The organism is Aurantimicrobium sp. INA4 (genome assembly GCF_027924525.1).
Classification (GTDB): domain Bacteria; phylum Actinomycetota; class Actinomycetes; order Actinomycetales; family Microbacteriaceae; genus Aurantimicrobium.
Window position 1 is genome coordinate 838,306 of sequence record NZ_AP027040.1, and the last position, 24,587, is coordinate 862,892.

General features: G+C 48.8%; 26 protein-coding genes. 3 read left to right on the forward strand and 23 right to left on the reverse strand.

What is annotated here, in order from left to right; all coding sequences use genetic code 11:
- Positions 1 to 2 precede the first annotated feature (2 nt).
- From nusB to AINA4_RS04215, 13 genes are all read right to left on the reverse strand, one after another.
- The gene (nusB, locus tag AINA4_RS04155) at positions 3 to 416 is read right to left on the reverse strand and encodes a transcription antitermination factor NusB (protein ID WP_281786264.1); all 414 of its coding nucleotides are present in this window, start codon (positions 414 to 416) and stop codon (positions 3 to 5) included.
- Positions 417 to 419: 3 nt separating this feature from the next.
- Complete coding sequence (gene efp / locus AINA4_RS04160) at positions 420 to 983, reverse strand: elongation factor P (protein ID WP_096381045.1); 564 nt, start codon at positions 981 to 983, stop codon at positions 420 to 422.
- 98 nt (positions 984 to 1,081) lie between these two features.
- On the reverse strand, positions 1,082 to 1,510 hold the full coding sequence (locus AINA4_RS04165; RefSeq protein ID WP_281786265.1) for a type II 3-dehydroquinate dehydratase: 429 nt from the start codon (positions 1,508 to 1,510) through the stop codon (positions 1,082 to 1,084).
- An 18-nt stretch (positions 1,511 to 1,528) separates the two neighbouring features.
- Entirely contained in the window at positions 1,529 to 2,614 is a 1,086-nt protein-coding gene (gene aroB / locus AINA4_RS04170; protein ID WP_281786266.1) for a 3-dehydroquinate synthase, read from the reverse strand.
- A complete protein-coding gene (locus AINA4_RS04175; protein ID WP_281786267.1) occupies positions 2,611 to 3,132 on the reverse strand; it encodes a shikimate kinase in 522 nt (173 codons plus the stop codon). Before AINA4_RS04175 ends, aroB begins: the two co-directional genes overlap by 4 nt.
- A gap of 5 nt (positions 3,133 to 3,137) precedes the next feature.
- Positions 3,138 to 4,334: a chorismate synthase gene (gene aroC, locus AINA4_RS04180; RefSeq protein WP_281786268.1), complete on the reverse strand. Its 1,197-nt coding sequence runs from the start codon at positions 4,332 to 4,334 to the stop codon at positions 3,138 to 3,140.
- 52 nt (positions 4,335 to 4,386) lie between these two features.
- A complete protein-coding gene (locus AINA4_RS04185) occupies positions 4,387 to 5,229 on the reverse strand; it encodes a shikimate dehydrogenase (protein WP_281786269.1) in 843 nt (280 codons plus the stop codon).
- Positions 5,230 to 5,232: 3 nt separating this feature from the next.
- Positions 5,233 to 6,375: an endolytic transglycosylase MltG gene (gene mltG, locus AINA4_RS04190; protein ID WP_281786270.1), complete on the reverse strand. Its 1,143-nt coding sequence runs from the start codon at positions 6,373 to 6,375 to the stop codon at positions 5,233 to 5,235.
- A gap of 51 nt (positions 6,376 to 6,426) precedes the next feature.
- Complete coding sequence (gene ruvX, locus AINA4_RS04195) at positions 6,427 to 6,891, reverse strand: Holliday junction resolvase RuvX (RefSeq protein WP_281786271.1); 465 nt, start codon at positions 6,889 to 6,891, stop codon at positions 6,427 to 6,429.
- On the reverse strand, positions 6,891 to 9,551 hold the full coding sequence (gene alaS / locus AINA4_RS04200) for an alanine--tRNA ligase (RefSeq protein WP_281786272.1): 2,661 nt from the start codon (positions 9,549 to 9,551) through the stop codon (positions 6,891 to 6,893). The genes ruvX and alaS overlap by 1 nt, the downstream gene beginning before the upstream one ends.
- A 2-nt stretch (positions 9,552 to 9,553) precedes the next feature.
- Positions 9,554 to 9,742: a hypothetical protein gene (locus AINA4_RS04205; protein WP_281786273.1), complete on the reverse strand. Its 189-nt coding sequence runs from the start codon at positions 9,740 to 9,742 to the stop codon at positions 9,554 to 9,556.
- 114 nt (positions 9,743 to 9,856) lie between these two features.
- Complete coding sequence (gene rpsD / locus AINA4_RS04210; protein ID WP_096381021.1) at positions 9,857 to 10,486, reverse strand: 30S ribosomal protein S4; 630 nt, start codon at positions 10,484 to 10,486, stop codon at positions 9,857 to 9,859.
- Positions 10,487 to 10,638: 152 nt separating this feature from the next.
- Positions 10,639 to 11,991 (reverse strand): replication-associated recombination protein A, encoded by a 1,353-nt coding sequence (locus AINA4_RS04215; protein ID WP_281786274.1) that lies wholly within the window; start codon positions 11,989 to 11,991, stop codon positions 10,639 to 10,641.
- Positions 11,992 to 12,015: 24 nt separating this feature from the next.
- Between AINA4_RS04215 and AINA4_RS04220 the strand changes: the two genes are divergently transcribed.
- The 3 genes from AINA4_RS04220 to AINA4_RS04230 all read left to right on the forward strand — a co-directional run bounded on the left by AINA4_RS04220 (position 12,016) and on the right by AINA4_RS04230 (position 14,672).
- Positions 12,016 to 12,777: a peptidylprolyl isomerase gene (locus AINA4_RS04220; RefSeq protein ID WP_281786275.1), complete on the forward strand. Its 762-nt coding sequence runs from the start codon at positions 12,016 to 12,018 to the stop codon at positions 12,775 to 12,777.
- A 76-nt stretch (positions 12,778 to 12,853) separates the two neighbouring features.
- The gene (locus AINA4_RS04225; protein ID WP_281786276.1) at positions 12,854 to 14,077 is read left to right on the forward strand and encodes a DUF349 domain-containing protein; all 1,224 of its coding nucleotides are present in this window, start codon (positions 12,854 to 12,856) and stop codon (positions 14,075 to 14,077) included.
- 58 nt (positions 14,078 to 14,135) lie between these two features.
- A complete protein-coding gene (locus tag AINA4_RS04230) occupies positions 14,136 to 14,672 on the forward strand; it encodes a hypothetical protein (RefSeq protein WP_281786277.1) in 537 nt (178 codons plus the stop codon).
- On the opposite strand, the gene AINA4_RS04235 is transcribed toward AINA4_RS04230, so the two are convergent.
- The 10 genes from AINA4_RS04235 to pdxS all read right to left on the reverse strand — a co-directional run bounded on the left by AINA4_RS04235 (position 14,651) and on the right by pdxS (position 24,564).
- A complete protein-coding gene (locus tag AINA4_RS04235) occupies positions 14,651 to 16,903 on the reverse strand; it encodes a bifunctional (p)ppGpp synthetase/guanosine-3',5'-bis(diphosphate) 3'-pyrophosphohydrolase (protein WP_281786278.1) in 2,253 nt (750 codons plus the stop codon). The genes AINA4_RS04230 and AINA4_RS04235 overlap by 22 nt on opposite strands.
- Before the next feature lie 43 nt (positions 16,904 to 16,946).
- On the reverse strand, positions 16,947 to 17,933 hold the full coding sequence (secF, locus tag AINA4_RS04240) for a protein translocase subunit SecF (RefSeq protein ID WP_281786279.1): 987 nt from the start codon (positions 17,931 to 17,933) through the stop codon (positions 16,947 to 16,949).
- The gene (gene secD / locus AINA4_RS04245; RefSeq protein WP_281786280.1) at positions 17,933 to 19,639 is read right to left on the reverse strand and encodes a protein translocase subunit SecD; all 1,707 of its coding nucleotides are present in this window, start codon (positions 19,637 to 19,639) and stop codon (positions 17,933 to 17,935) included. Before secD ends, secF begins: the two co-directional genes overlap by 1 nt.
- A complete protein-coding gene (gene yajC, locus AINA4_RS04250) occupies positions 19,639 to 20,031 on the reverse strand; it encodes a preprotein translocase subunit YajC (protein ID WP_281786281.1) in 393 nt (130 codons plus the stop codon). The genes secD and yajC overlap by 1 nt, the downstream gene beginning before the upstream one ends.
- 64 nt (positions 20,032 to 20,095) lie before the next feature.
- Positions 20,096 to 21,106: a Holliday junction branch migration DNA helicase RuvB gene (gene ruvB, locus AINA4_RS04255; RefSeq protein ID WP_281786282.1), complete on the reverse strand. Its 1,011-nt coding sequence runs from the start codon at positions 21,104 to 21,106 to the stop codon at positions 20,096 to 20,098.
- The gene (gene ruvA / locus AINA4_RS04260) at positions 21,107 to 21,709 is read right to left on the reverse strand and encodes a Holliday junction branch migration protein RuvA (protein WP_281786283.1); all 603 of its coding nucleotides are present in this window, start codon (positions 21,707 to 21,709) and stop codon (positions 21,107 to 21,109) included. It abuts the gene before it with no gap.
- Positions 21,710 to 21,727: 18 nt separating this feature from the next.
- The gene (ruvC, locus tag AINA4_RS04265) at positions 21,728 to 22,282 is read right to left on the reverse strand and encodes a crossover junction endodeoxyribonuclease RuvC (protein ID WP_281786284.1); all 555 of its coding nucleotides are present in this window, start codon (positions 22,280 to 22,282) and stop codon (positions 21,728 to 21,730) included.
- A gap of 1 nt (position 22,283) precedes the next feature.
- The gene (locus AINA4_RS04270) at positions 22,284 to 23,042 is read right to left on the reverse strand and encodes a YebC/PmpR family DNA-binding transcriptional regulator (RefSeq protein WP_281786285.1); all 759 of its coding nucleotides are present in this window, start codon (positions 23,040 to 23,042) and stop codon (positions 22,284 to 22,286) included.
- A 3-nt stretch (positions 23,043 to 23,045) separates the two neighbouring features.
- Entirely contained in the window at positions 23,046 to 23,672 is a 627-nt protein-coding gene (gene pdxT, locus AINA4_RS04275) for a pyridoxal 5'-phosphate synthase glutaminase subunit PdxT (RefSeq protein ID WP_348773296.1), read from the reverse strand.
- Positions 23,662 to 24,564, reverse strand: coding sequence for a pyridoxal 5'-phosphate synthase lyase subunit PdxS (pdxS, locus tag AINA4_RS04280; protein WP_281786287.1), 903 nt, complete (start codon positions 24,562 to 24,564; stop codon positions 23,662 to 23,664). The genes pdxT and pdxS overlap by 11 nt, the downstream gene beginning before the upstream one ends.
- Positions 24,565 to 24,587 lie beyond the last annotated feature (23 nt).

A 24,587-nucleotide genomic window follows, 5' to 3' on the forward strand; every position in this document is an offset into this window, starting at 1 on the left:
TATCAGTTTGCAGTGGAAGCGATAGTAGCTAATAAGCCATTAACAAAACCGGCTGATTCTTCGGTTGATAAAGTTTTGGCAGCTTCAACGGCTTCATCGACAGCCACAGCTGTCGGAACCTCTGTGTTGTAAAGAATTTCCCACACGGCGATGCGAACAATGGCACGATCTACCGCAGGCATGCGCTCTAAAGACCAGCCACGGGCATACGTTTCAATCGTTTCGTCAATTTCCACACCGTGGTCAATAACGCCGTCAATGATTTCGCGAGCATAAAGCCACGAATTAGCACGATCGGGTTCGTTTACTGCCCTTTTTGCTTCTGCTTCGAGTGCTTCCGACAGTGAAATATCTCTCACATCAGCAGAAAAGAGCACATCTAGTGCGCGCTTTCGCGCTTTTGTTCGTGCGCTCATAAATTAGTCGTTTACGCGACCTTGGTATGAGCCATCTCGAGTGTCGACTTTGACCTTTGTACCGATTTCAAGGAAGAGAGGAACCTGAATTTCTAGACCAGTTTCGACTGTTGCAGGCTTGTTGCCACCAGTCGAGCGGTCACCTTGCAGACCAGGCTCGGTGTAAGTGATTTCGAGAACAACTGTTGCAGGAAGATCAACATAAAGAGGCGAACCCTCATGTAATGCAATCTGAACGTCTTGGTTTTCCAGCATGTAGTTTTTTGCATCTCCGACAACTGCAGCAGAAACAGGAAGCTGCTCGTAGTTGTCCTTGTCCATGAAGACATACTCATTGCCATCGTTGTAGAGGTATTGGAAGTCACGACGGTCAACATTAGTGATGTCAATCTTTGTACCAGCGTTGTATGTCTTGTCGACAACTTTGCCTGTCATGAGGTTCTTCATCTTTGTTCGGACGAAAGCACCACCCTTACCAGGCTTGACGTGCTGAAACTCGATGATGGTCCAGAGTGCGCCATCGATGTTGAGAACGATTCCGTTCTTAATGTCAGCAGTAGTTGCCATAAGTATTCCTTTAGATGTGAGTAAACGGTTGGGCTCTCATTTTTCAGCGCCAAACATCAATTCTATGTCTGGACTGTAAGTAGCAAGAACCTGAGAGGTTATCTGGTGAGTTGTGTCAGTGCGAGTCGATAAGAATCAAAACCAAATCCCGCAATGACCCCCGTAGCAACAGAAGAAATAACACTGTTATGACGGAACGTTTCACGGGCGTGTGGGTTAGAAATATGGACCTCAATAAGAGGGATACCTGCACTGGTCACCATTGAAACTGCATCACGCAAAGCATAGGAATAATGTGTGAAAGCAGCTGGGTTCAAAACAACCGGGGTACGGGTGTCAATTGCTTCAAAAAGCCACGACATAAGTTCGGGCTCAGAATCTGTTTGACGCAGGTCAATTTCGTCGTTTGGAGCATCAGAAACAAGAACTTTGCGAAGGTCATCCAGATTATGGGAACCATAGACTTCTGGCTCTCTGGTTCCCAGACGACCAAGGTTAGGTCCGTTAAGTACGAGGATTCTTGCCATGAAATAAGACTAACGAACTTATTCAGTGAGCTCTTGGTAAGCGGTGTAGAGGATTGACGTGTCTGGCACGTTCAAAATTGTTGGTTGAGCAATGTCTCTGAGAACTACAAAGCGCATCATTGAGCCACGGGCCTTTTTATCCCTTTTCATTGTGCCCAGGAGATGTTCCCAAGCTTCAGCCTTATAGGTAGTTGGCAAAGTTAATGATTCAAGTATCTTCTTTTGTCTATCTACAACAGAGTCAGGAAGATTTTGGGTCATACGCGAAAGTTCAGCGGCAAACATCATTCCAATACTGATAGCAGCACCGTGGCGCCATGTGTACCGTTCTGCATGTTCAATCGCATGACCTAAGGTGTGTCCGTAGTTAAGTATTTCTCGCTGTCCCTGTTCGGTGAAGTCCTCAGACACAACGCGGGCTTTAACTCCCACAGAAAGTTCAATTAACCTCTGAAATTCAGGTGATGCTGGATCAGTAGCACGGTCTATATCTGACTCAAGAATTGTGAGGATCTCTTCGTCTGCAATAAAACCGCACTTAACAACCTCAGCAAATCCAGCAAGTAACTCATTTCGAGGAAGATTTTCGAGTACATCAAGATCGCAAACAACTGAATGCGGGGCATAAAAGGCGCCCACCAAATTTTTACCCTCTGTTGTATTGATTCCGGTCTTACCGCCAACAGAAGCGTCAACCATTGCCAAAACAGTAGTAGGAATTTGGATGAGTTTTACACCTCGTAACCAGCTAGCAGCTACGAAACCTGCAAGATCGGTAACTGCTCCTCCGCCCAAACCAATGATGGCGTCGGAGCGTGTGAAATCGGCTTGCCCAAGAATTTGCCAACAAAATGCGGCAACCTCAATTCGTTTCGCATTTTCCGCATCAGGTACTTCAGCTAACAGAACTTCTCGTTCACCCATTAACTTTTCACGAAGTTTGGCTGCCACAGCCCCCAAGGTTGGCGGGTGAATAATGAGAACTTTGTTGACCGCGGGCCCGAGAATAGGGCCCAAAAAGGATTCTGCCTGGGAAAGCATGCCATAACCAATATTGACCACGTACTCTCTACCACCAGTTACTGTGATGTGCGAAACACTCATGACAAGCTACTTTCTCGGGGGTATCCGGCTCGAATCCATTCCGCAACACTGTGAGCTACAGCATCAAGATCTCCGTCTGACGTATCGAGAGTTAGCCAAGCAAGTTCTTGATAAATCGGCAATCGTTCAGAAACTAGTTTTTTCCATGCAGAAATACCATCCCGAAGTAATGGACGTTTCGGGTCCTGAATTCGTTCTGCAACAGCCTCTTCGCTAACTGTGAGAAGAACGACGGGAACTCTTCTCAATTCACTTTGGCTCTCTTCATTGAGAACAGCGCCCCCGCCCAAGCTCACTATTGCTTCCTCTTGAAGCGCATTTTTGACAGCTTCTCTTTCATATTTTCTAAAGGCAGTTTCCCCTTGAGTGTCAAAAATCTCAGAAATCGGCCCATATTCTGCAACAACGAGTTTGTCTGTATCTATGCGAGGAACATTGAGCACTGCTGCAACACGTTTCGCTACTTTTGATTTACCGGAAGCAGGAGGTCCGATAAATACAGCGAGAGGGATAGCCATACTGGCTACTTTGCTACTACCGTGTGCACAGAAGACGGGATGTTAGCGAGATAACCCTCTAGATTACGTTTGGTTTCAGAAATGTTATCTCCACCAAATTTTTCCAAAACAGCGTTAGCCAGAGTCAAAGCAACCATAGCTTCTGCGACAACACCTGCAGCAGGAACAGCGCACACGTCGGAGCGCTGATGATGAGCGGGAGCGGCTTCTCCCGTTGAAGTATCGATCGTGCGAAGAGCATGAGGAACTGTAGCAATCGGTTTCATTCCTGCACGAACTCTCAGCACTGTTCCGGTACTCATCCCGCCTTCTATGCCACCGGCACGATCTGTTTCACGCAAAATACCCTCTTCAGAGGCGAAGAGTTCATCGTGAGCTACTGATCCGCGTCGTCGTGTTGTTTCAAATCCGTCACCAACTTCAACACCTTTGATGGCTTGAATTCCCATCAAAGCTGCAGCTAGTTGCGAATCTAATCGTCGATCCCAGTGCACATGTGAACCAAGACCTGGAGGTAATCCATAAGCGAGAACTTCGACAACACCACCAATGGTGTCACCGTCTTTGTGGGCCTGGTCTACCTCGGCATACATCAGGGCGCTAGTTTCCTTATCGAAACAGCGCAGCTCATCAGCGTCCAAAGTAGCAACATCTTCTGCGCGTGGCAGTGGTTTACCCTCTGGAACAGAAACCGGACCAATCGCGATGGTGTGGCTTACAAGAGAAATACCCAGTTCAGAAAGAAATGATCGCGCCACAGCACCTAGGGCTACACGAGCTGCAGTTTCTCGAGCACTGGCCCGTTCAAGAATGGGACGTGATTCGTCAAAATCATATTTTTGCATTCCGACAAGATCTGCATGTCCGGGACGAGGACGAGTGAGGGCAGCACCTCTTCCGGATTGCAAAACTGCAGGATCTACTGGCGCAGGATTCATGACATCGACCCATTTGGGCCATTCACTGTTTCCTACCCGTAAGGCAATTGGTCCGCCTAGGGTTTTCCCGTGACGTACTCCCCCAGAAATGGACAATTCATCCTGCTCAAACTTCATTCGTGCACCACGGCCATAGCCGAGACGGCGGCGTTGGAGATCTGCCTGGATATCCTCTGCAAGCACTGGCACACCAGCAGGAAGACCCTCGAGAATTGCAACTAGTTCGGGGCCGTGAGATTCACCTGCAGTAAGCCATCTAAGCATGTTTCAATTTTGTCACAGTCACAGAGAAGTATTGACCGACTTATTCGTGCCGTCAGAGTGAAACCGCTTCAAACATTGCAGTTTTCACAGTTTCTTCGTTTGGTAGCTTCTCGAAGGGGTTTCCAAGAACAAAAATTCGCACCTGTATCAATGCTTGATGAGCAAGCATTCGAAGCCCACTGATAACCTCTCCCCCTAAGCTGGCCCATTCAGTTCCTCGCCGACTTGGCCAAGGACTGTATGCCACATCCAGGAGCGCGGCATGAGGAACTCGGGAAAGTTGATTAAGTGACTGCTCAACCTCACCCGGCAGAGTTGAAATAGCTAAGTCAACAGGCGAAACAGTTTGAATCTGTGACAGTGGAGTTACCGAAACGCTAACTCCTGCGCGTTGACCAACTTGCTCAAGTTTGAAGGCATTTTGCGGGGTGCGGGCAATAACAGAAACGTGTTCGGCACCTAGTTCTGCAGCGCCGACAACTGCAGATGAAGCCGTTGCACCACTTCCAACAACAGCAACGTGACGTGCGGATTGAACCCCAACATCATGACACGCATGAACAATTCCTGAAACATCAGTATTGAAGCCGTGTGTTACTCGTAGCCCAGAAGAATAATCGAACATCAACGTGTTCACAGATTGTGTTTGTTCAGCAATCAGATCAAAATGATCTGCAATTTCGAGCGCAGCAGTTTTATGTGGCATGGTGACTGAGAGGCCCCGGAGTGTGACATCAGCTGAATCAATAAAGTTAGTCAACTCTCCAGGCTGAACATCAACTGCCTCATACTTCCAGTCGAGACCGAGTGCCTGATAAGCAGCTCTGTGAAGTACAGGTGAAAGAGAGTGACCTATCGGATGACCAACGACAGCCAAGGTCGTTATGGACGTCATGATTTATTTCACTGCATTCGGGTTGTCTCGCCGCCACTGGAGGTATTGTTCAACAGCAGCATCGTGCTCTGCCGAGGTTTCTGAGAACACTGTCTCGCCGGTGGTGAGATTGACGGTCACAAAAAATAGCCATGGACCATCTGCGGGATGATACGCCGCATCTATTGCTAGAGCTCCAGGGTTTGAAATTGGTCCGATAGGAAGACCTGGGAGAACACGAGTGTTGTATGGATTTGTTTTGTCATCTAGGGCTGCCTGCGTTATATCCAAGCAAGCAATTCCAGTTAGGCCCGCTCCATAACAGGTCGTGACGTCAGAACCGAGAACTTCGCCAATATCCAAACGGTTATGGAAAACCCGAGAAACCTTATACGCATCTCCTTCGATCGGACCGCTTTCTCGCTGGATGATGGAAGCAAGTCGAATGACATCCCAACGCTCTTCAGCAGGCACGCCAAATTCGTCCAATGTCGCAATAGATTTATCGACCAGAGTGTGTAGGACTGTTTCCGCGGTTACACCCGGAGAAAAGGTATAGGTTGCAGGGAAAAGGAAACCTTCAAGATTGGTGGCTTCAGCAGGAACATTAAAGTTTGATGGTGTTGCTCCAGCTGATTCAAAATCTGAGAGAGGAATTCCTAGTTCTTCCGAAAGAATTTTGTAGACATTCTTGAGCGTGGTCCCCTCAGGGATTGTAGCTTTGAGCTCAACTCTGTTCGCAGGGTCCTGTAAGGCATCAAGAGCTGACTGTGCAGACATTTCTTTCTTGAGTTTGTATACCCCAGGGATGAAAACAACTTCGGGCTGTTCTAGAAGAAGGGAATAAAATGCTTCGAAGCTTTTTGTAACTCCAGCTTCGACGAGATTGTTAGCTATGGCATCGCCATATTCGCCTTCACTAATCGTGAAGAGGACTTCTTCCTGGCCGCTGCCTGAGTAGTCGTCTTGGGTGGACCCTAAAATCCCTGCCGCAAATAATCCACCAATGACAGCTCCACCAAGGGCAAATAATGCCAAGAAAGATCCGATAACCACAAAGACCTTCTTTGAGCTATTCACTGATTGTCCCTTTGCTGTGTGTTGTGGCGCAGAGACGCCGTTATTGGTTCGGTGACGAGGATTCAATCCAGAAGTGTTCTCTTCCATAGTTCGTCCCAACTTTGTAGCAATCTCTCATTTCGAGAGTACACACTCTTTTTAGGCTGGCTCTGGAAACTCGCTGAGAGCCTTACCCGCCGGTTTTCCCGTTGATCGTTCGGAATCAAGGGCTTGTTGCAAAATCAGTACTGCGGCTACTTGGTCAATAACAGGTCGTGATTTTTTCTGATTTTTTCCGACTGCTTTCATGGCCGAATGCGCAGAAACAGTGGTTAATCTTTCGTCAATCAACCTAATTGGAATCTCAGTAGCGGAACCTAACGCCCGAGCAACATCAAGTGCGTCAGAAGTTGATGCGGTGTGCTCTCCCGACAGTGACAGGGGCAAACCAATAACAATCTCGAAAACTGAGATCTCTTCTAGAATCGCCAAAAGCCTGTGGAGGTAGTCCGGCGATCTCTCGAGAGTTTCATAAGGTGTTGCCAACAGACCATCACGGTCGCTACGAGCAATACCAATTCGAACCGTGCCAACGTCTATTCCAAGACGTACACCCTCACGCATTAGAGGGAACGTAACTCCGTGAGAACAGCGTCCAGAGCTGTTTGGAGCTGACCAGTATAGGCACCTCCACCTTGGGCAAGGTCGTCTCTACCGCCACCGCCACCACCGAGAACTCCGGCAGCTAATTTTGCTAATGCACCTGCTTTGGCACCATTGTCACGAGCAGCTTCAGTAGTAGCAACGATGACAACAGGCTTGTCATCAACTTCTGCTCCGAGAGCAATCACGGTGTTTGTTGATTGCACTTTCTCACGGACCCCAGTGACCAAATTACGCAAGTCATCCACTGAGGCCACACCTGTTACGCGCTCAACAATTGCCGTGACATTGCCAGCTGGAGCTGCAGCATTGACCAAATTGGGAATCTGTTGACGCACTGCGGCAGCCTCGAATTCAGCAATTTTGCGCTCTGCTGCTTTCAAGTTCGCCATCAGATCTGCAACACGAGTTGTGACCTGATCTCGTGGCGCTTTGAGCGAAGAACTGAGTTCGTGCACGATAGCACGTTCCGCAGCGAGAGACTTGAAAGCATCAGCGCCAACCAGTGCTTCGACACGGCGGTTTGACGAACCAACAGAGGATTCGCTGATCAAATTAATGAGACCTACCTGCGACGAATGTGAAACATGTGTTCCAGCGCACAACTCACGTGACCATGGACCACCGATGTCTACCATACGAACGGTTTCACCGTACTTTTCGCCAAAGAGGGCCATGGCACCCATCTTTTTCGCTTCGTCCAAAGCCATTTCACGAGTGACAACATCGTAATCGGCCAAGATGGCATTGTTTGCAATCTCCTCGATTTCTGTCTTCGTTTCAGCAGACAGGGCGTCGTTCCAGGAGAAGTCAAAGCGCATATATCCAGCTTTGTTCAGAGACCCTGCCTGGTGAGCTGTTTCGCCGAGTACTTCGCGAAGCGCAGCGTGGACCAGGTGAGTTGCAGAGTGAGCTGCAGCTGCAGCTGCACGGTAGTTCTTGTCAACAACAGTGGTTGCAGCAGCACCAGCATTTACCTGACCACTTCGTACCTCGACAGTATGAGACACGAGTCCCTTAACCGGCTTCTGAACATCCAATACTTCGAGATCAAAGCCGTCGCCAACTATAGAACCAGCGTCAGAAACCTGACCACCAGATTCTGCATAGAGTGAGGTGGCCCCAACAATGACTTCAACTACATCACCGGCGGATGCGCTCTGCACAGGCAGACCGTCTTTGAGGAGACCCAAAATACTGGTTTCAGTTTCAAGGTCGGTGTAACCGGTGAAGACGGTCTCGCCCTTGGCGCGTAGGTCTGTGTAGATCGACAGGTCTGCAAGGATCGACTTCTTTGCTTTAGCGTCAGCTTTAGCTCGTGTTCGCTGGTCCAACATGAGCTTGTCGAAAGCGGCGCGGTCAACTGACAGGCCGGCTTCTTCAGCCATTTCTAGAGTCAGATCAATGGGGAAACCAAAGGTGTCGTGAAGAAGGAATGCAGTTTCGCCAGCAAGTGCATTGGCACCGGACTTCTTGGTTTCAGACACAGCGGTATCCAGAATCGTTGTTCCTGATGCCAAGGTCTTTAGGAATGTTTCCTCTTCGCCATAAGCAATCTGAGAAATACGTGAAAACTCAGTTTCAACATCTGGGTAAGCAGCCTTCATAGCGTCACGGGATGCAGTAAACAATTCTGGGAAAGTTGCGGTGTCGACACCCAACAATCGCATCGCACGTACAGAACGTCGTAATAGGCGACGCAAGATGTAGCCGCGACCTTCATTGGATGCCTGAACACCATCAGCCATGAGCATGAGGGCAGAACGCACGTGGTCAGCAACAACACGTAAACGAACATCGTTATCGTGATCAGAACCGTATTTGACCCCTGCAAGCTCTGCAGCACGGTCAAGAACTGGGCGAACCTGATCGATTTCATACAGGTTCTCAACACCCTGCTTGAGGAAAGCAACACGCTCAAGCCCCATACCGGTGTCGATGTTCTTGTTGGGAAGTTCACCTAATATTTCGAACTCGGTTTTGCTGGTTCCTTCTCCGCGAAGGTACTGCATGAATACGAGGTTCCAGATTTCGATGTAGCGATCTTCATCGGCAACTGGACCGCCCTCGATGCCATAGGCGGGACCGCGGTCAAAGTAGATTTCTGAACATGGTCCCGCTGGACCTGGTTGACCAGTAGACCAGTAGTTGTCTTCTTTGCCTCGACGCTGAATTCGCTCATCAGGAAGACCTGCGGTCTTTTTCCAGAACGCTATTGCCTCGTCATCGTCTTCGTAAACGGTGACCCAGAGGTCCTTTTCTGCAAAACCAAGTCCACCATCTGCTTCAGAAGTAGTCAGAAGCTCCCAGGCATAGTCAATAGCTTGCTCTTTGAAATAGTCACCGAATGAAAAGTTTCCATTCATTTGGAAGAACGTACCGTGACGAGTAGTTTTACCGACCTCTTCAATGTCTAGGGTACGAATGCACTTCTGAACACTTGTTGCGCGTGGGTATGGTGGTGGAACAACTCCCGAGAGATACGGAATAAACGGAACCATTCCTGCAACGGTAAACAGCAGCGTGGGGTCGTCGCTCACCAGAGATGCAGAAGGCACAACTGTGTGCCCGCGGGCAGCGAAAAAATCAAGCCATCTCTGGCGAATCTCAGCTGTCTGCATGATTAGCTGTTGCGGTTTGCGCGAAGTTCAGCTTCACGCTCTTTGTAGCCGTCGACGAGAGCATCTGTGAAGTCACGAGTTTTCGCATCTAAATTGGCAAAGAAGGCCCTGCCCTGCTCTGTTTCGTTCACCTTGTGGGCAACGATAAAGCCAGCAACTAAGCCGATAATGAGCCAAAAAAATTGCTTCATGATTTCTCCAGAGAACGTACGCAAATGCTAAAACCCAGTCTATGCGAGCAAGGGTCGAGAGTTAAACGCAGAAGGGTGCAGATCCAAAGACCTACACCCTTCCAGAAGGTTTGTTTAGCGGGCTGCGTAGTACTCAACAACCAACTGAACGTCACAGGTGACAGGAACTTCCGCACGCTTGGGGCGACGCACCAAAGTTGCGTGAAGTTTGTCGAGTTCAACCTCGAGGTATGCGGGCACGGGAGGAAGGACCTCTGCGTGTCCACCAGCTGCAGCAACCTGCAGTGGCTCAAGAACCTCAGAGCGTGGCTTGACGTGGATGAGCTGTCCAGGCTTTACGCGGAAAGATGGACGGTCAACCAGCTGACCATCAACGAGGATGTGGCGGTGCACAACCAGCTGACGAGCCTGAGCAGTGGTACGTGCGAAACCTGCGCGCAGTACGAGAGCGTCAAGACGCATTTCGAGGAGCTCTACAAGGTTTTCACCGGTTAGACCCTGGGTCTTGCGAGCTTCCTGGAAGACGTTGCGAAGCTGAGCCTCACGGATACCGTACTGAGCGCGAAGACGCTGCTTCTCACGCAGACGAACTGCGTAGTCAGAGTCTGCCTTGCGCTTGGTGCGGCCGTGCTCACCTGGAGCGTAGGGACGCTTTTCCAAGTACTTTGCTGCCTTAGGGGTCAGTGCGATGCCAAGGGCACGCGAAAGACGAGTTTTACTGCGGGTACGTGACTTAGTAGACACAATTTCCTTTTCGATTGAACAAACAAAATGAACACGCCACTAAGTGGCGAAAATCGAGGGATTTGTCACGGTGCCCGGCTACAGGGCGATCCAATTCTTTCGCTACTGTGTTGCAGCCGCGCTACACAGTCGAAATAGACGAGTAAACACTATCACGAGTTTTTAGTCGGAGAAGAATCCCGCCTAGTGATTGCTCGGAGTTTTTCAAGACGAGCACGAATATCTCGTTCACTGCCGTGTTCAGTAGGTTCATAGTAAATACGACCCTTCAACGAATCTGGCAGGTATTGCTGCTGTACGACTCCAAGAGGATTGTCATGTGGATACAGATATCCTTTTCCGTGACCTAGCTTCTTCGCTCCTGAATAGTGTGAATCACGCAGATGGATGGGGACCACACCTGTATTACCGGCTTTGACATCACTAAGGGCAGCATCGATTGCCAGATAAGACGCATTAGATTTTGGCGCCGTTGCCAGGTAGACCGTTGCTTCAGCTAAAGGAATACGACCTTCGGGCATTCCAATGAAAGCCACAGCCTCTGCTGCCGCTGTGGCAATACTCAACGCTTGAGGATCTGCTAAACCAATGTCCTCCGAGGCAGAAATGACAAGCCGACGAGCAATAAATCGGGGATCCTCCCCCGCAGCGATCATTCGCGCTAGGTAATGAATGGCGGCGTCAGGGTCAGAACCACGTATGGATTTAATGAATGCACTGATGACGTCATAATGTTCATCACCGTTGCGGTCATAGCGCAACAGCGCACTGTCGACCGCAGCGGCAACATGTTCTGGGCTGATCGTGACCTGTTTTGTCTTCTTTTTACTCGTTTGCTTCGCAATTCTTGCTGCAGCTTCAAGTGACGTGAGAACTCTACGAGCATCCCCAGACGCAAAACGAATAATTGCCTGAGCGGCTTCTTCTTCGAGCAGAAACTCCTTGTTGAGACCGTAAGGTTCCGTCAAAGCTCGATCAATCAAAGAAACCAATGCGTCATCGGTCAAAGGCTCCAAACGCAGAAGCAATGAGCGTGATAGCAAAGGGGTAACAACGCTGAATGAAGGATTTTCGGTGGTAGCGGCGATGAGTGTAACCCAGCCGTTTTCAACTCCAGGGAGTAGGGCGTCTTGTTGCGCTTTACTAAAGCGATGAATTTCGTCGAGAAAGAGAAGAGTTCTCACTCCATAGAGATCACGTTGATTTTGCGCCTCGTCCATCACTGAACGGACATCTTTAACACCGGCCGTTACTGCCGAGAGTTCAACACAGCGCCTGTCAGAGGATGCGGCAATGGCGTGAGCCAGAGAAGTCTTACCCGTACCGGGGGGACCCCACAGAATTACTGAAACTGAGCTGGTCGACCCTGGTTGCGCTAGAGCATGAAGAGGAGATCCTGGAGTCAATAGTTTTTCTTGACCTGCTATCTCACTTAAGATTCTTGGTCTCATCCGAACCGCAAGCGGGGCTGTGTTTCCGCCGAGTGTCGATTCGCCTTGGGCCATAAAGACAGATTAGCGTTGACAGCTATGGCACAGAAGAATGACAACCGCGTATCTAAAGATGTCCTCAACAGAGCGAAAACGTATGAAGAACGTAAAGCGGCTCACGAGAAGTCCCTTCAAAAGAAAAAGCGCATACAAAAAACTGCAGTCTGGTCTTCTGCACTCGTCGTTGTTCTCGCATTAGGAATTGGCATTTTCTCTGCAGTATTCACAACCTTGACTCCTGAACCTGTTCCCACCACGACAGAGTCAGGTTCTTCTGCTCCAGACCCTGCTTTGAGCGAAAATCGCACATGGACTGGTTCCATGGATGTAGCTGGTGTACCCATCACTTTTGAACTCGATGGGGCCGCGTCGCCTCAGGCAGTTGCAAGCACAGTTTCCCTCGTGAACAGTGGCTTCTATGAAGGGATAAGTTGTCACCGCCTCACAACTGAAGGGATCTATGTTCTTCAATGTGGAGATCCTAACGGGGACGGATCTGGCGGACCTGGCTACAGCTACGGGCCTGTAGAGAATGCTCCAACGGATGACTTCTATCCCGCCGGAACAATCGCGATGGCTCGGCAGGGTGGCAACGGATCTTCGATGGGGAGCCAATTCTTTATCGTGTATCAAGACAGCATTATCCCCAGCGATGAAGCCGGCGGATACACCGTCATCGGCCGTATTACTTCCGGGCTACCTGAACTCATCAGCAACGTGACAAGTCTAGGAACGGAAAATGGTGGAACTGATGGGAAACCAAAGATTCCCGTGACAATCTCTTCAATTTCTGTTCAGTAACGACAATGTTGAAACGTGACTCAGTGCCATAGGCTTAAAGCTCACGTTCTTCGTTCACAACTAGAGGTAGAAAAATATGTCTGAAAAGACACAAGCACGCGTTGATTCTGATGGCAATGTTTATGTTGTTGAAGGTTCGGGCGAACGGCTGATTGGTCAATATCCAGATGTAACTGCCGAAGAGGCCATTGCCTTCTTTGAACGTAAATTCAATGACACCAACTCCGCTCTCGTCCTCTTAGAACAGCGTGCGAAAAATGGCGCATCTGCATCTGAAATTGCAGAAAGTATTGCAAAAATCTCAGAACAGATTGAAGCGCGGGCAGGTATTGGAAACTACGAAGCTTTAGCTGATCGTGCAACCAAACTCTCAGCTTCCCTTGTTGAACTTTCTGCTGCTGAAAAAGAAATGCAAGCCGAGGCTCTCGAGAGGGCTAAAGCCGAACGAGAAGCCATCGTCTCTGAAATGGAAAAATTGGCCGCTGTTGATCCGCAAAAGATTCAATGGAAGCAAACAACCAAAAAGGTTGATGAACTTTTTGCCCAATGGCAGGCTGCACAAAAAAATAGTCCACGTCTGAACAAAACCGATGCCAACGAACTTTGGAAGCGCTTCCGAGATGCTCGCCATAAACTCGACCAGCACCGTCGTGCATTCTTTGCAGATCTGGATGCAAAAAACAAAGGAGCAAAGTCCGCTAAGGAAGAACTCATTGCACAAGCTGAGGCGCTTGTTGCAGATGGCACAGGAAATGTTGCTGCTTACCGCTCATTGCTGGATAAATGGAAACTGGCTCCTCGTGCTGGAAAGAAGATTGATGATGCACTGTGGTCTCGATTCAAGGCTGCAGGAGATGCCATTTATGCGGCAAAGAAGTCAGTTGATGATGCAGAGGATGAATCATTTGCTGGCAACCTAGAGGTCAAACTAGCGCTTCTGGTAGAAGCAGAGACTCTCCTCTCAGCAACCGATCGCGTAGAGGCTCGATCTAAACTCAATGCTATTCAAAAGAAGTGGGATGCAGCAGGCAAAGTTCCCCGTGCTCATTTCAAGAGCACAGAAGACCGTCTGCGAAAAGTAGAACAAGCAGTTCGTGCCCTAGAAGATAACCACTGGAATGCATCCAATCCTGAAAAGATTGCTCGATCAGAGGGCCTAGCTGGACAAATTCAAGACAAAATTGCTGCTCTGGAGACAGAGCTTGAATCTGCGAAAGTTGATAAGAACACTACGAAAATTGCCGAAATTGAAGCGGCAATAAAGACTCAAAACGAGTGGCTCGCAGTTCTATCAAAATAGTTTCCACAAGCTGTTCATTTGCTCAACGTTGTTGTGATTAATCCATGACAATTTGCAAATGAAACTTACGGTAAACAAATTCGATTATTCGCCCGCTGAACTTTCAAGTCTCATTCTTGATGGTGAATACCACAGCGGTCTTCTCGTTGATATCCCGCAGAGTTGGCAAGAACAAAGCCGAAGTGTTCTCATCTTTGAAAATGTCCCCATGGTTCTCACCAGTTTTGCAGCTTCATGGGCACTAGGTGTTGGCAATAAACCACACCCACTCACCGCATCAGCAGTTACGCCACACAGGTTAAGGGAAGCTCACAATGGTGAGATAACTATTGAGGAAAGAACTCTAGCTGCGCACCACTATTGGATTGAAGGAAAATGTGGGGTAACGACTCCACTGCGAACAATCTCGGATTTATTGAGATGCCCCGCTCAAAACTGGTCTCACAGTAAAAATCTGATAACTAGACTCGTTTCCAATTATCAATTACATATAGAAGACATCGAGATTTTTATCCGTGGCAGAGGCAAAATTCCTCACAAACAACTGGCGCTTACGCGCGCAAAAGATATTGATTATCCTTCAGAGACGCGATAAACGTCATAAACAGCATCAATACGTCGCACTGCGTTCAATACGCGATCAAGATGCATGACGTCGCTCATTTCAAAAACAAAACGACTCAGCGCTAAACGATCCTGTGACGTACTAACTGTTGCAGAAAGTATGTTGACGTGGTGTTCAGAAAGTACACGAGTGACATCAGATAACAATCCTGAACGGTCCAATGCTTCTATCTGAATTTGAACCAGAAAAACACTCTTCGACGAGGGGGACCATTCAACCTCGATCATGCGCTCAGGCTCGTTGAGCATGTTCTGCACATTGTGGCAACTAGTTTGGTGAACGGAAACTCCTTGACCGCGTGTAACAAAACCAGAAATCGCATCGCCTGGAACTGGAGTGCAACACTTTGCAAGCTTGACCAAAATATCTGGCGCACCCCTCACCAAAACTCCAGAGTCGCTGTGCAGTAGTGGTTTAGAGGGCCCGCGTGTGGGGAAAACAAATTCGACTTCTTCTGTGTCTCCATCTTCATGGATGCTCGAAAGAATCTTTTCAATCACAGATTGAGTTGAAACGTGACCTTCTCCAACAGCTGCATAGAGCATCGAGACATCTTCATAGCGAAGAGTGCTGGCAACTTCTGCTAGAGAATCTTGTGTCATGAGCTTCTGAAGTGGGAGGTTTTGTTTACGCATTGCGCGCGCGATGGCATCTTTGCCTTGCTCTATCGCTTCATCACGGCGTTCCTTCGTAAACCACTGTTTGATTTTGTTGCGCGTGCGCGTGCTCTGAACAAAGTTCAACCAGTCTTTACTCGGACCTGCATCAGGGTTCTTTGAGGTAAGAATTTCGATTACGTCACCACTGGAAAGTTTGCTTTCAAGTGGAACGAGTCGGCCGTTGACTTTAGCCCCCATCGTCCTGTGACCAATTTCGGTGTGCACAGCATATGCAAAATCGATAGGAGTTGCACCTGAAGGAAGGCCGATTACGCGGCCTTTTGGTGTGAAAACATAAACCTCTTTGGCACCAATTTCAAAGCGAAGAGAGTCGAGGAACTCCCCTGGATCCTCGGTTTCAGCTTGCCAGTCAGAAATATGTGCAAGCCAAGCCATATCTGTGTCTTGAACAGAAAGCTTGTCATCACTCTTACCCGAAGCCATACGGTCTTTGTACATCCAGTGCGCAGCTACCCCGAATTCTGCACGATGGTGCATCTCAGGTGTACGAATCTGAATCTCCACCGGCCGGCCCTTGGGACCCATCACAGTAGTGTGCAGGGATTGATACAAGTTGAATTTAGGAGTAGCGATGTAATCCTTGAATCGACCTGGAATAGGATTCCACCTGGCGTGAATAGAACCAAGGATTGCGTAGCAGTCGCGCACACTATTGACAATTACTCTGATGCCAACAAGGTCATAGATCTCATCAAATTCACGACCTCGAAGCACCATCTTTTGATAAATCGAATAAAACTGCTTTGGCCGCCCCTTGACTTCTCCACGAATACGGGCAGCCTTAAGATCTTGTTCAACATCACTGATTACAGACTGCACAAAAGACTCTCTTTCGGGAGTTCGTTGAGCGACAAGATTTTCAATTTCTTGATAAATCTTGGGGTGTAGCACTGCAAATGACAGATCTTCGAGTTCCCACTTCAGCGTTTGAATACCCAAACGGTGAGCAAGCGGGGTATAAATTTCAAGAGTTTCGCGAGCCTTACGCTGAGCAGACTCAACTGGCATTAATCCCCATGTACGTGCATTGTGGAGACGATCTGCAAGTTTGATTACTAGCACGCGGATGTCTTTGGACATCGCCACAATCATTTTGCGAACAGTCTCAGCTTGAGCGCTGTCACCATATTTCACTTTGTCGAGTTTTGTTACCCCATCGACAAGCATGGCTACTTCAGCACCAAACTGTTCCCGGCACTGTTCAAGTGTGTAGTCCGTGTCTTCAACTGTGTCGTGGAGCAAAGCTGCAATGACTGTTTTGGGCCCAATTCCCAATTCAGCAAGAATTTGAGCAACAGCTACAGGATGGGTTATGTAGGGTTCACCAGAACGACGTTTTTGACCTTCATGAGCGCGAAATGCGACTTGGTACGCTTCCTCGATTTGGAGCACATCAGCTCGAGGGTGGTGCTGTTTAACAGTTTTGACCAGCCGCTCAAAACCGCCTGTTGGCTGAGCTTTGCTAAAAATTCGAGGCACAAGGCGACGTAGTGATACAGAACTTGTTGTTGTATCTACCATGGCGCCTCCCTGAAGTTTCTATTATCTCGGGAAAACCTGAGAACTATGCTGAGGTTTTGGACTGTTCAGCAAGAACCTTCTTGTCATACTTTTTGATAGCAGGCTCATTCTTTCTCATCTGAACGTACAGCGGAGTTGCCAAGAAAATTGTTGAGTAAGTTCCGACAAAAATACCAATCAACAAAGCCAAAGAAATATCACGGAGCGTTCCAGCACCGAGAACAAATGCACCGATGAAAAGAATCGCTGCGACAGGCAATGCTGCGACGACGGATGTGTTTATGGAACGGACCAGAGTTTGATTGACGGCAAGGTTTACTTGGTTGGCAAACGTCAAAGACGCCTCTTTGGTTGATCCTTGAGTGTTTTCACGAATCTTGTCGAACACAACAACTGTGTCATAGAGGGAATAGCCCAAAATGGTCAACAGACCAATCACAGCGCCAGGAGTTACTTCGAACCCAGTAATGCCGTAAATTCCTGCCGTGATTACAAGGTCGTGAAGAAGAGCCACGATAGCAACGAATGACATCTTCCAGGTGCGGAAATACAGTGCCATCACGAGGGATGCAAGAACTAAGAAGACAAGAAGACCGCGAATAGCCTGAGTTGTAATGTCAGAACCCCAGCTTGCCCCAATGTAGGAACTAGTGACATTACTGATCGGTACAGCGTAAGTATCCGCCAAGTTAACTCGAATTTCGCGGTTTTGTTCAGCAGTGAGCTGTCCGGTTTGAACACGAATGGACGAATCACCCAAGGTAGAAACTTTAGGAACCATATTTGGTTCGACGGCTTGAACAGCCTGTGTTGCTTTTGTTTGCGACATATCTGTCACATCAGAAACAACGAATTCACTACCACCAGTGAACTCAATACCGAAGTTAAAGCCACCTTTGAGAATTGGTCCAATGATGCTGACAAGAATCAGGACTGCAGAGATGGTGTACCAAATCTTGCGCTTACCAACAATATTGAATGAACGATCCCCCGTGTAGAGGTCATTACCGAACTGAGTAAAACTAGCCATTAGTTTTCCTCCTTCGCTTCAGAGGATTGTTGGGCTTTACGCTCGGCAATTGTCTGACGCTTTAGCGCTTCTTTCGAGGACTTAGCCAGCTTCTCAGTTGAGACACGTTTTGCGGGAGCAAATTGTGCACGCCCACGATATGTTGCACCCAAAGCTTGAGGATTCAGACCCGAGAAGGTACTTCCCCCGTTGAAATAACGAGTTTGTCCCAAAAGTTGAAGCATCGGGTGAGTAAAGAGGGCAACGACAAAAAGGTCGACAATTGTGGTCAAACCCAATGTCAGCGCGAAGCCTCGAACGTTACCAACAGCAAGAATGAAGAGCACTATGGCCGCCAGGAAGTTGACCGTGTCACTGGCAACGATGGTTCGGAATGCACGCTTCCAACCTGCCTCGATTGCAGATTCAAGACCTCGTCCGTCTCGTAGTTCGTCTCGAATTCTCTCAAAGTAGACGATGAATGAATCGGCGGTAATACCGATAGCCACGATCAAACCAGCGACACCAGCAAGAGAAAGTCGATACCCTTCACGCCACGACAAAATCGTGACGAGAAGATAAGTCATCAGTGCTGCAACTGCAAGTGAAGCTACTGTAACCAAACCCAATGCACGATATTGAATCAATGAGTACAGAACAACAAGAATCAAACCAATAGCTCCAGCTAAAAGACCACTCATGAGCTGGGTTGAACCCAAGGTCGCTGAAATTGTTTCTGAGGATTGAACCTGGAAACCGATTGGGAGTGCACCATACTTCAATTGATCTGCAAGAGTTTTTGAACTCTCTTGAGTGAAGCCACCAGTAATTTGAGCGCTACCAGTGGTGATGGCGGCATTGGTTGAAGGTGCTGTGAGTACACGACCGTCAAGAACAATTGCGAACTGGTTTTGAGAACCGGTAAGACCAAATAAACGGGTTGTAACATCACCAAAAGCTTTGGTGCCTTTGTCATTGAAGGAGAGATCAACTGCCCACTGGCCTGTACTAGCACCCGTAGAGGAGGTGACCATCCCTGCTGAAGCATCCGAGATATCAGAACCAGAAACTTCAACTGGCCCCAGTAAGTACTTCACCGTGTTTGTGAAATCGCAGGTAATCAAGGGTTGGTCTTCTGGAGCTGTGCTTGCGGCTTGAATGTTCTCGTCAGCGCAATCAAACTGCTCATACTGGGCTTGAAGAGCTGGTGTAATCCAGTTCAAGTCACTTCCGTTGGAAGGTGCGACAGCAGGCACAGAAGACAAATTAGGATCAATTGGCCCTTGAGGAACGGGTGTTGCCGTTCCATCTGCTCCTACAACAGAGGTTGTCGGTGCACCGGCAATGAGGACAGCCCGGAAATCTAGTTTCGCTGAAGCTTCAATTCTGGCCAGCGTTGCATCATCAGGTTGACCTGGAATAGAAACAACAATGTTTTGATTTCCCTGAGTATTTATTTCAGCTTCAGAAACTCCTGCGGAGTCAATTCTCTGTCGAATAATGGATACCGCTTGGGCCATTTGTTCTTCTGAAACCTTTTGGCCACTCTCGAGCTTGGGGGCAAGAACAATCTGGGTTCCACCCTCAAGGTCAAGTGCAAGTTTCGGAGTCCATGAACCCCCGCCCCAGATCACACCGGCAGCGTTAATTCCGACCAGGCCGGCAATCAATACAAGAAGCCACGTAAGGGATCGAAGAGCCTTACGCGTAGTTTGGGAACGCGCCATTACTTTTTGTTTTTTGGCTTGCGCTCACCAAATTGAGGATCAATTTCGAGTGCACCAGCTTCTGCCTCTGGGTCTAGAGCGAGTTTGGTGATATCTGCGCCAATTGATTCACCGGCGGATGGAGCGACAGCAGCGTTTTCTACAACACGTGCAATAGCTTGGCGGTGAAGTTTGAGAGTGTTTTTGGGAGAAGTCTCGAGAACAACAATGTTCTCAGCGTCATCAATGGACTTGATTGTTCCGTAAACGCCAAAAGTGGTCATCACGTGCGCCCCGGGAACCACTGTCTTCTGAAGCTCTTCAGCAGCTTTCTTACGCTTTTGTCCATTGCGGAACATGAAGAAGACCAAAACGGCCAACACAGCCATCATGAAAAGTGTCATGGGATCCATGAGAAAGTCCTTAGGGAGTCAAATCCGATGCAAACACATCTCTAACGAGTATAGGTCACAGATGCTATGGGTTTATTGAGGGAGGAGTCAGGCCTAAATGGGCCCATCCTTGTGATGTTGCAATGCGTCCACGATGGGTGCGGCTCATAAGCCCTTCTCGGATAAGAAATGGCTCGACTGTGGCCTCAATCGTTTCTGATTCTTCACCGATTGAAATTGCCAGAGAATTCACACCAACCGGTCCCCCATTGAAGCGTTCGACGAGAGCAGAAAGTACGGAGCGGTCTAGACGATCAAGTCCGCGTTCATCAACGTCATATAGAGCTAAGGCAAGTTCTACAGCGTGTGCTGCATCTTCACTTGAGTGAACTGTCATGTAATCACGAACACGGCGTAATAGTCGGTTGGCGATTCGTGGTGTTCCCCGGCTTCGACGTGCAATTTCGAGAAGAGCTGATTCCGGAATGGTGATGGATAGGAGTTGGGCTGATCGTGTGAGAACAGTCCTGAGTTCTTCAACTTCATAAAACTCAAGATGAGCAGTAAATCCAAAACGGTCCCGAAGTGGACTCGCCAGTAGTCCAGTTCTCGTAGTGGCTCCCACAAGCGTAAATGGGGGTAAATCAAGAGGAATGGAGGAAGCTCCCACCCCTTTACCAACCATGATGTCAATGCGAAAATCTTCCATGGCGAGATACAGCATTTCTTCTGCAGATCGGGCCATGCGGTGTATTTCATCAATGAAAAGAACTTCACCAGGAACAAGTGAGGAAAGCAATGCTGCTAAATCACCTGCATGACTAATGGCGGGGCCACTAGACATCCGAAGTGATCGACCAGATTCATGCGCAACAATCATGGCCAGCGTTGTTTTCCCTAGGCCAGGTGGGCCCGATAACAGGATGTGGTCGGGTGTTCGAGAATCCATTTCGGCAGCTTTGAGAAGCAACCCCAATTGACTGACGACTTTGTGTTGTCCAACAAATTCAGTTAATGATTGAGGGCGAAGCGCACCTTCAAAGTCTCGTTCACTGTCGTTGAGTGGTTGCCCAGAAGTCACAGCGTCGCCAGACATTTACTTTTTTCCAGCCAAGAGCGCAAGGGCTTCTTTGAGGAGAACTGAAGAAGAGGATCGGTCTAACGAAGTGCCTGAAAGGGTTTGTAGAGCGTCTTGGGCTATTTTTTCATTCCAGCCCAGACCAACCAAGGCATTGAGAACAATTGTTTCCGCTTCAGTAGATGGGTGAGGCGAGGCAGTTGCGTGGGAAGAATGTGACAACGAACTAATCTTGCCTGCTAACTGAACAATAATCAGTTTTGCTGTTTTGGGACCAATTCCAGAAACCTTTTTGAACGCCGCATCATTCTCATCAACAACAGCAGTCAATATTTCTGCTGGTGAGAGCTCAGAAAGAATCGCCAGAGCAGAGCGTGGGCCAACACCAGAGACAGAAAGTAATACTTCAAAAATTTCTGTGCTTTCAGGCGACTCAAATCCAAAGAGGGTCATCGAGTCTTCACGAACCACAAGTGAAGTGAAAAAGACATGCTTCTCCCCCACCGCTAGGGTTCTTTTGTGCCCTGAGGTGATGTGCACGAGATAGCCGACACCGTTGACATCGACGATGCAAGTTGAGTCTCGCACAGCTGAAACTGTGCCATTGAGGGAGGCAATCACGTGCTCAGCATAGAGCGGTTATCCTCGTTTTTTGGCCTGACGCTCCGCCTCACGCCAACGTTGCTGTGCAGGAGTGAGTGCGCCCTGAGGAACAGTCATTGACCCGCCACGCCACGCGTTACAAATTGCCAAAGCAAGGGCATCTGTGGCGTCGGGAAGAAGTTTGCCTTCGGGCAGAACTAAAAGTCTCCCAACCATTGATGCTACTTGGGCCTTGTTGGCTCGGCCGGTTCCCGTTATCGATGCTTTTACTTCACTCGGAGTATGAAGATCTACTGGAAGACCTCGTTGTGCAGCTTCAAGAAAAGCCACAGCACTGGCTTGAGCAGTTCCCATTACCGTCCGAAGGTTGTGTTGTGCGAAAACCCGTTCTACAGCTATGCGTTGCGGTTCGTACTTGTCAATCAGCTGTGCCAAATCGTTTTGTAACAGAAGAAGTCGCTCGGGTAGATCGAGTTGTTTATCAGTAGTGAGCACAGAAACATGAACGAGCGAAACAGAACGGTCAGCTTTCGCATCAATAACACCCACGCCACAACGGGTGAGTCCCGGATCAACTCCGAGAATACGCAAGTTATTCCTGCTCTAATTCGGCAAGTACAGATTCGCTCAAATCGAAATTGCTGAAGACATTTTGAACGTCATCCGAGTCTTCGAGAGCGTCAATAAGCTTGAACACTTTTCGTGCAGTGTCAGCATCAATTTCTACCTCAAGATTGGGAACGAACTCTGCATCAGCAGAGTCGTAGTCTATGTTCGCAGCCTGTAGTGCTTCACGCACCGCAACGAGATCTTGGGGCTCCGAGATGATTTCAAATGACCCGTTGTGGCTAGATACATCCTCGGCACCGGCATCGAGCACTGCAGCAAGGATTGTGTCTTCATCAACACCAGCCTGCGCTGAAACTCTGATCACGCCTTTGCGGCTGAAGTTATAGGCAACAGATCCGGGATCTGCCATGTTGCCGCCATTACGGCTCATGGCAGTGCGAACCTCTGCTGCGGCGCGGTTTTTGTTATCTGTCAAACATTCAATGAGGAGGGCGACCCCGTTGGGTCCGTAGCCTTCATACATGATGGTGGTGTACTCGACTGAGTCACCGGTCAGGCCTGCACCTCGCTTGATAGCGCGATCAATGTTGTCGTTAGGAACGCTAGTTTTTTTAGCTTTCTGAACTGCATCAACAAGGGTTGGGTTTCCAGAAAGATCAGCGCCACCAAGTTTTGCTGCAACTTCAATGTTTTTGATGAGCTTTGCAAACGACTTAGCGCGGCGCGCATCAATAACAGCTTTTTTGTGCTTGGTGGTGGCCCACTTGGAATGTCCAGACATGCCTTAAATCTTAGCTTTCTTCTTTTCAACGTATTGAGCTACGCGCCCAAGGAAATATTCATGAACACGTGGATCGCCATTGACTTCTGGATGGAAAGAAATTCCTAACAAATTATCCTGTTCGACGGCAACGATTCTCCCATCATGAAGTTGAGAAATGACTCGAACTCCCTCTCCAACTCGTTCAACAATTGGAGCTCGAATAAACGTGGCAGGAATGAGTTCTTCCGAAACCCCTGGCATGGGCAAATCAACCTCAAAGGAATCAATTTGGGTCCCAAAAGCATTCCGGCGCACATCAACATGAAGTCCACCCAAAGATTCTTGCTCAACGATGGCATCAACAACGTTGTCTGCCATCATGATCAATCCCGCACAGGTTCCAAAAACAGGCATTCCATCAGCAATGGCAGAACGAAGTGGCTGTTGCATCCCAAATTGTCGAACCAACTTGTCCATAACACTTGATTCCCCGCCAGGAATAACGAGGGCATCTACAGTTGCAAGTTCCTCCGGACGACGAACTTTGATGACCTGGGCTCCCAATGTAGAAAGCACCTGCATATGCTCACGAACATCGCCCTGGAAGGCTAGAACTCCTATTCGGAGATGTGAATATTTACCAGCCACGTTCAGCGAGGCGGTGTGGAGCAGGAATGTCTGCAACATTGATGCCGACCATAGCTTCACCCAGTCCGCGTGAGGTTTCCACGATCACCTTGGGGTCATCGAAGAAAGCCGCAGCCTTGACAATCGCCTTTGCGCGTGCAGCTGGGTCTCCAGACTTGAAAATGCCAGAGCCTACGAAAACACCATCAGCACCGAGCTGGAGCATCATTGCCGCATCTGCGGGAGTAGCGACACCGCCAGCAGTGAAAAGTGGAACTGGAAGCTTTCCAGTTGAAGCAACCTCAACGACGAGGTCATATGGAGCCTGAAGTTCCTTCGCAGCAACATAGAGTTCATCTTTAGCCAAAGATGAAAGCCAGCGGAGTTCAGCATTGATTTTGCGAATGTGCTTGGTTGCTTCGGAAACGTCACCGGTACCAGCTTCACCCTTGGACCGAATCATTGCAGCACCTTCGTTTACGCGACGAAGCGCTTCTCCTAAGTTGGTGGCACCACAAACAAAGGGAACTTCAAAGGCCCACTTGTCAATGTGATTGACATAGTCGGCTGGACTGAGTACCTCTGACTCGTCAATGAAGTCAACATTCAGTTCTGCAAGTACTTGCGCCTCAACAAAGTGGCCAATGCGAGCTTTAGCCATCACAGGGATGCTCACTGCTGCCTGGATGCCTTCGATCAAGTCGGGGTCGCTCATGCGAGCTACGCCACCCTGTGCGCGAATGTCTGCTGGAACTCGCTCGAGAGCCATTACAGCAATAGCTCCGGCATCTTCGGCGATGCGAGCCTGTTCAGCGGTGACAACGTCCATGATGACGCCACCCTTGAGCTGTTCTGCAAGACCACGCTTGACGCGGTTGCTACCAGTAAGTGGAGTGTTGTTCTTTTCAGTCATTTTTCGCTTCTCTTGAATTGAGG

Bases quoted from the DNA above. Each gene is read 5' to 3' on its own strand.
- AINA4_RS04175 (WP_281786267.1), bottom strand. From the start codon at position 3,132: ATGGCTATCCCTCTCGCTGTATTTATCGGACCTCCTGCTTCCGGTAAA.
- AINA4_RS04220 (WP_281786275.1), top strand. From the start codon at position 12,016: ATGGCACAGAAGAATGACAACCGCGTATCTAAAGATGTCCTCAACAGA.
- AINA4_RS04230 (WP_281786277.1), top strand. From the start codon at position 14,136: ATGAAACTTACGGTAAACAAATTCGATTATTCGCCCGCTGAACTTTCA.
- nusB (WP_281786264.1), bottom strand. From the start codon at position 416: ATGAGCGCACGAACAAAAGCGCGAAAGCGCGCACTAGATGTGCTCTTT.
- yajC (WP_281786281.1), bottom strand. From the start codon at position 20,031: ATGGATCCCATGACACTTTTCATGATGGCTGTGTTGGCCGTTTTGGTC.
- AINA4_RS04165 (WP_281786265.1), bottom strand. From the start codon at position 1,510: ATGGCAAGAATCCTCGTACTTAACGGACCTAACCTTGGTCGTCTGGGA.
- AINA4_RS04185 (WP_281786269.1), bottom strand. From the start codon at position 5,229: ATGACGTCCATAACGACCTTGGCTGTCGTTGGTCATCCGATAGGTCAC.
- mltG (WP_281786270.1), bottom strand. From the start codon at position 6,375: ATGGAAGAGAACACTTCTGGATTGAATCCTCGTCACCGAACCAATAAC.
- alaS (WP_281786272.1), bottom strand. From the start codon at position 9,551: ATGCAGACAGCTGAGATTCGCCAGAGATGGCTTGATTTTTTCGCTGCC.
- aroC (WP_281786268.1), bottom strand. From the start codon at position 4,334: ATGCTTAGATGGCTTACTGCAGGTGAATCTCACGGCCCCGAACTAGTT.
- pdxS (WP_281786287.1), bottom strand. From the start codon at position 24,564: ATGACTGAAAAGAACAACACTCCACTTACTGGTAGCAACCGCGTCAAG.
- AINA4_RS04235 (WP_281786278.1), bottom strand. From the start codon at position 16,903: ATGGTAGATACAACAACAAGTTCTGTATCACTACGTCGCCTTGTGCCT.
- secF (WP_281786279.1), bottom strand. From the start codon at position 17,933: ATGGCTAGTTTTACTCAGTTCGGTAATGACCTCTACACGGGGGATCGT.
- ruvX (WP_281786271.1), bottom strand. From the start codon at position 6,891: ATGCGTGAGGGTGTACGTCTTGGAATAGACGTTGGCACGGTTCGAATT.
- AINA4_RS04215 (WP_281786274.1), bottom strand. From the start codon at position 11,991: ATGGCCCAAGGCGAATCGACACTCGGCGGAAACACAGCCCCGCTTGCG.
- ruvB (WP_281786282.1), bottom strand. From the start codon at position 21,106: ATGTCTGGCGACGCTGTGACTTCTGGGCAACCACTCAACGACAGTGAA.
- aroB (WP_281786266.1), bottom strand. From the start codon at position 2,614: ATGAGTGTTTCGCACATCACAGTAACTGGTGGTAGAGAGTACGTGGTC.
- AINA4_RS04205 (WP_281786273.1), bottom strand. From the start codon at position 9,742: ATGAAGCAATTTTTTTGGCTCATTATCGGCTTAGTTGCTGGCTTTATC.
- efp (WP_096381045.1), bottom strand. From the start codon at position 983: ATGGCAACTACTGCTGACATTAAGAACGGAATCGTTCTCAACATCGAT.
- secD (WP_281786280.1), bottom strand. From the start codon at position 19,639: ATGGCGCGTTCCCAAACTACGCGTAAGGCTCTTCGATCCCTTACGTGG.
- AINA4_RS04225 (WP_281786276.1), top strand. From the start codon at position 12,854: ATGTCTGAAAAGACACAAGCACGCGTTGATTCTGATGGCAATGTTTAT.
- AINA4_RS04270 (WP_281786285.1), bottom strand. From the start codon at position 23,042: ATGTCTGGACATTCCAAGTGGGCCACCACCAAGCACAAAAAAGCTGTT.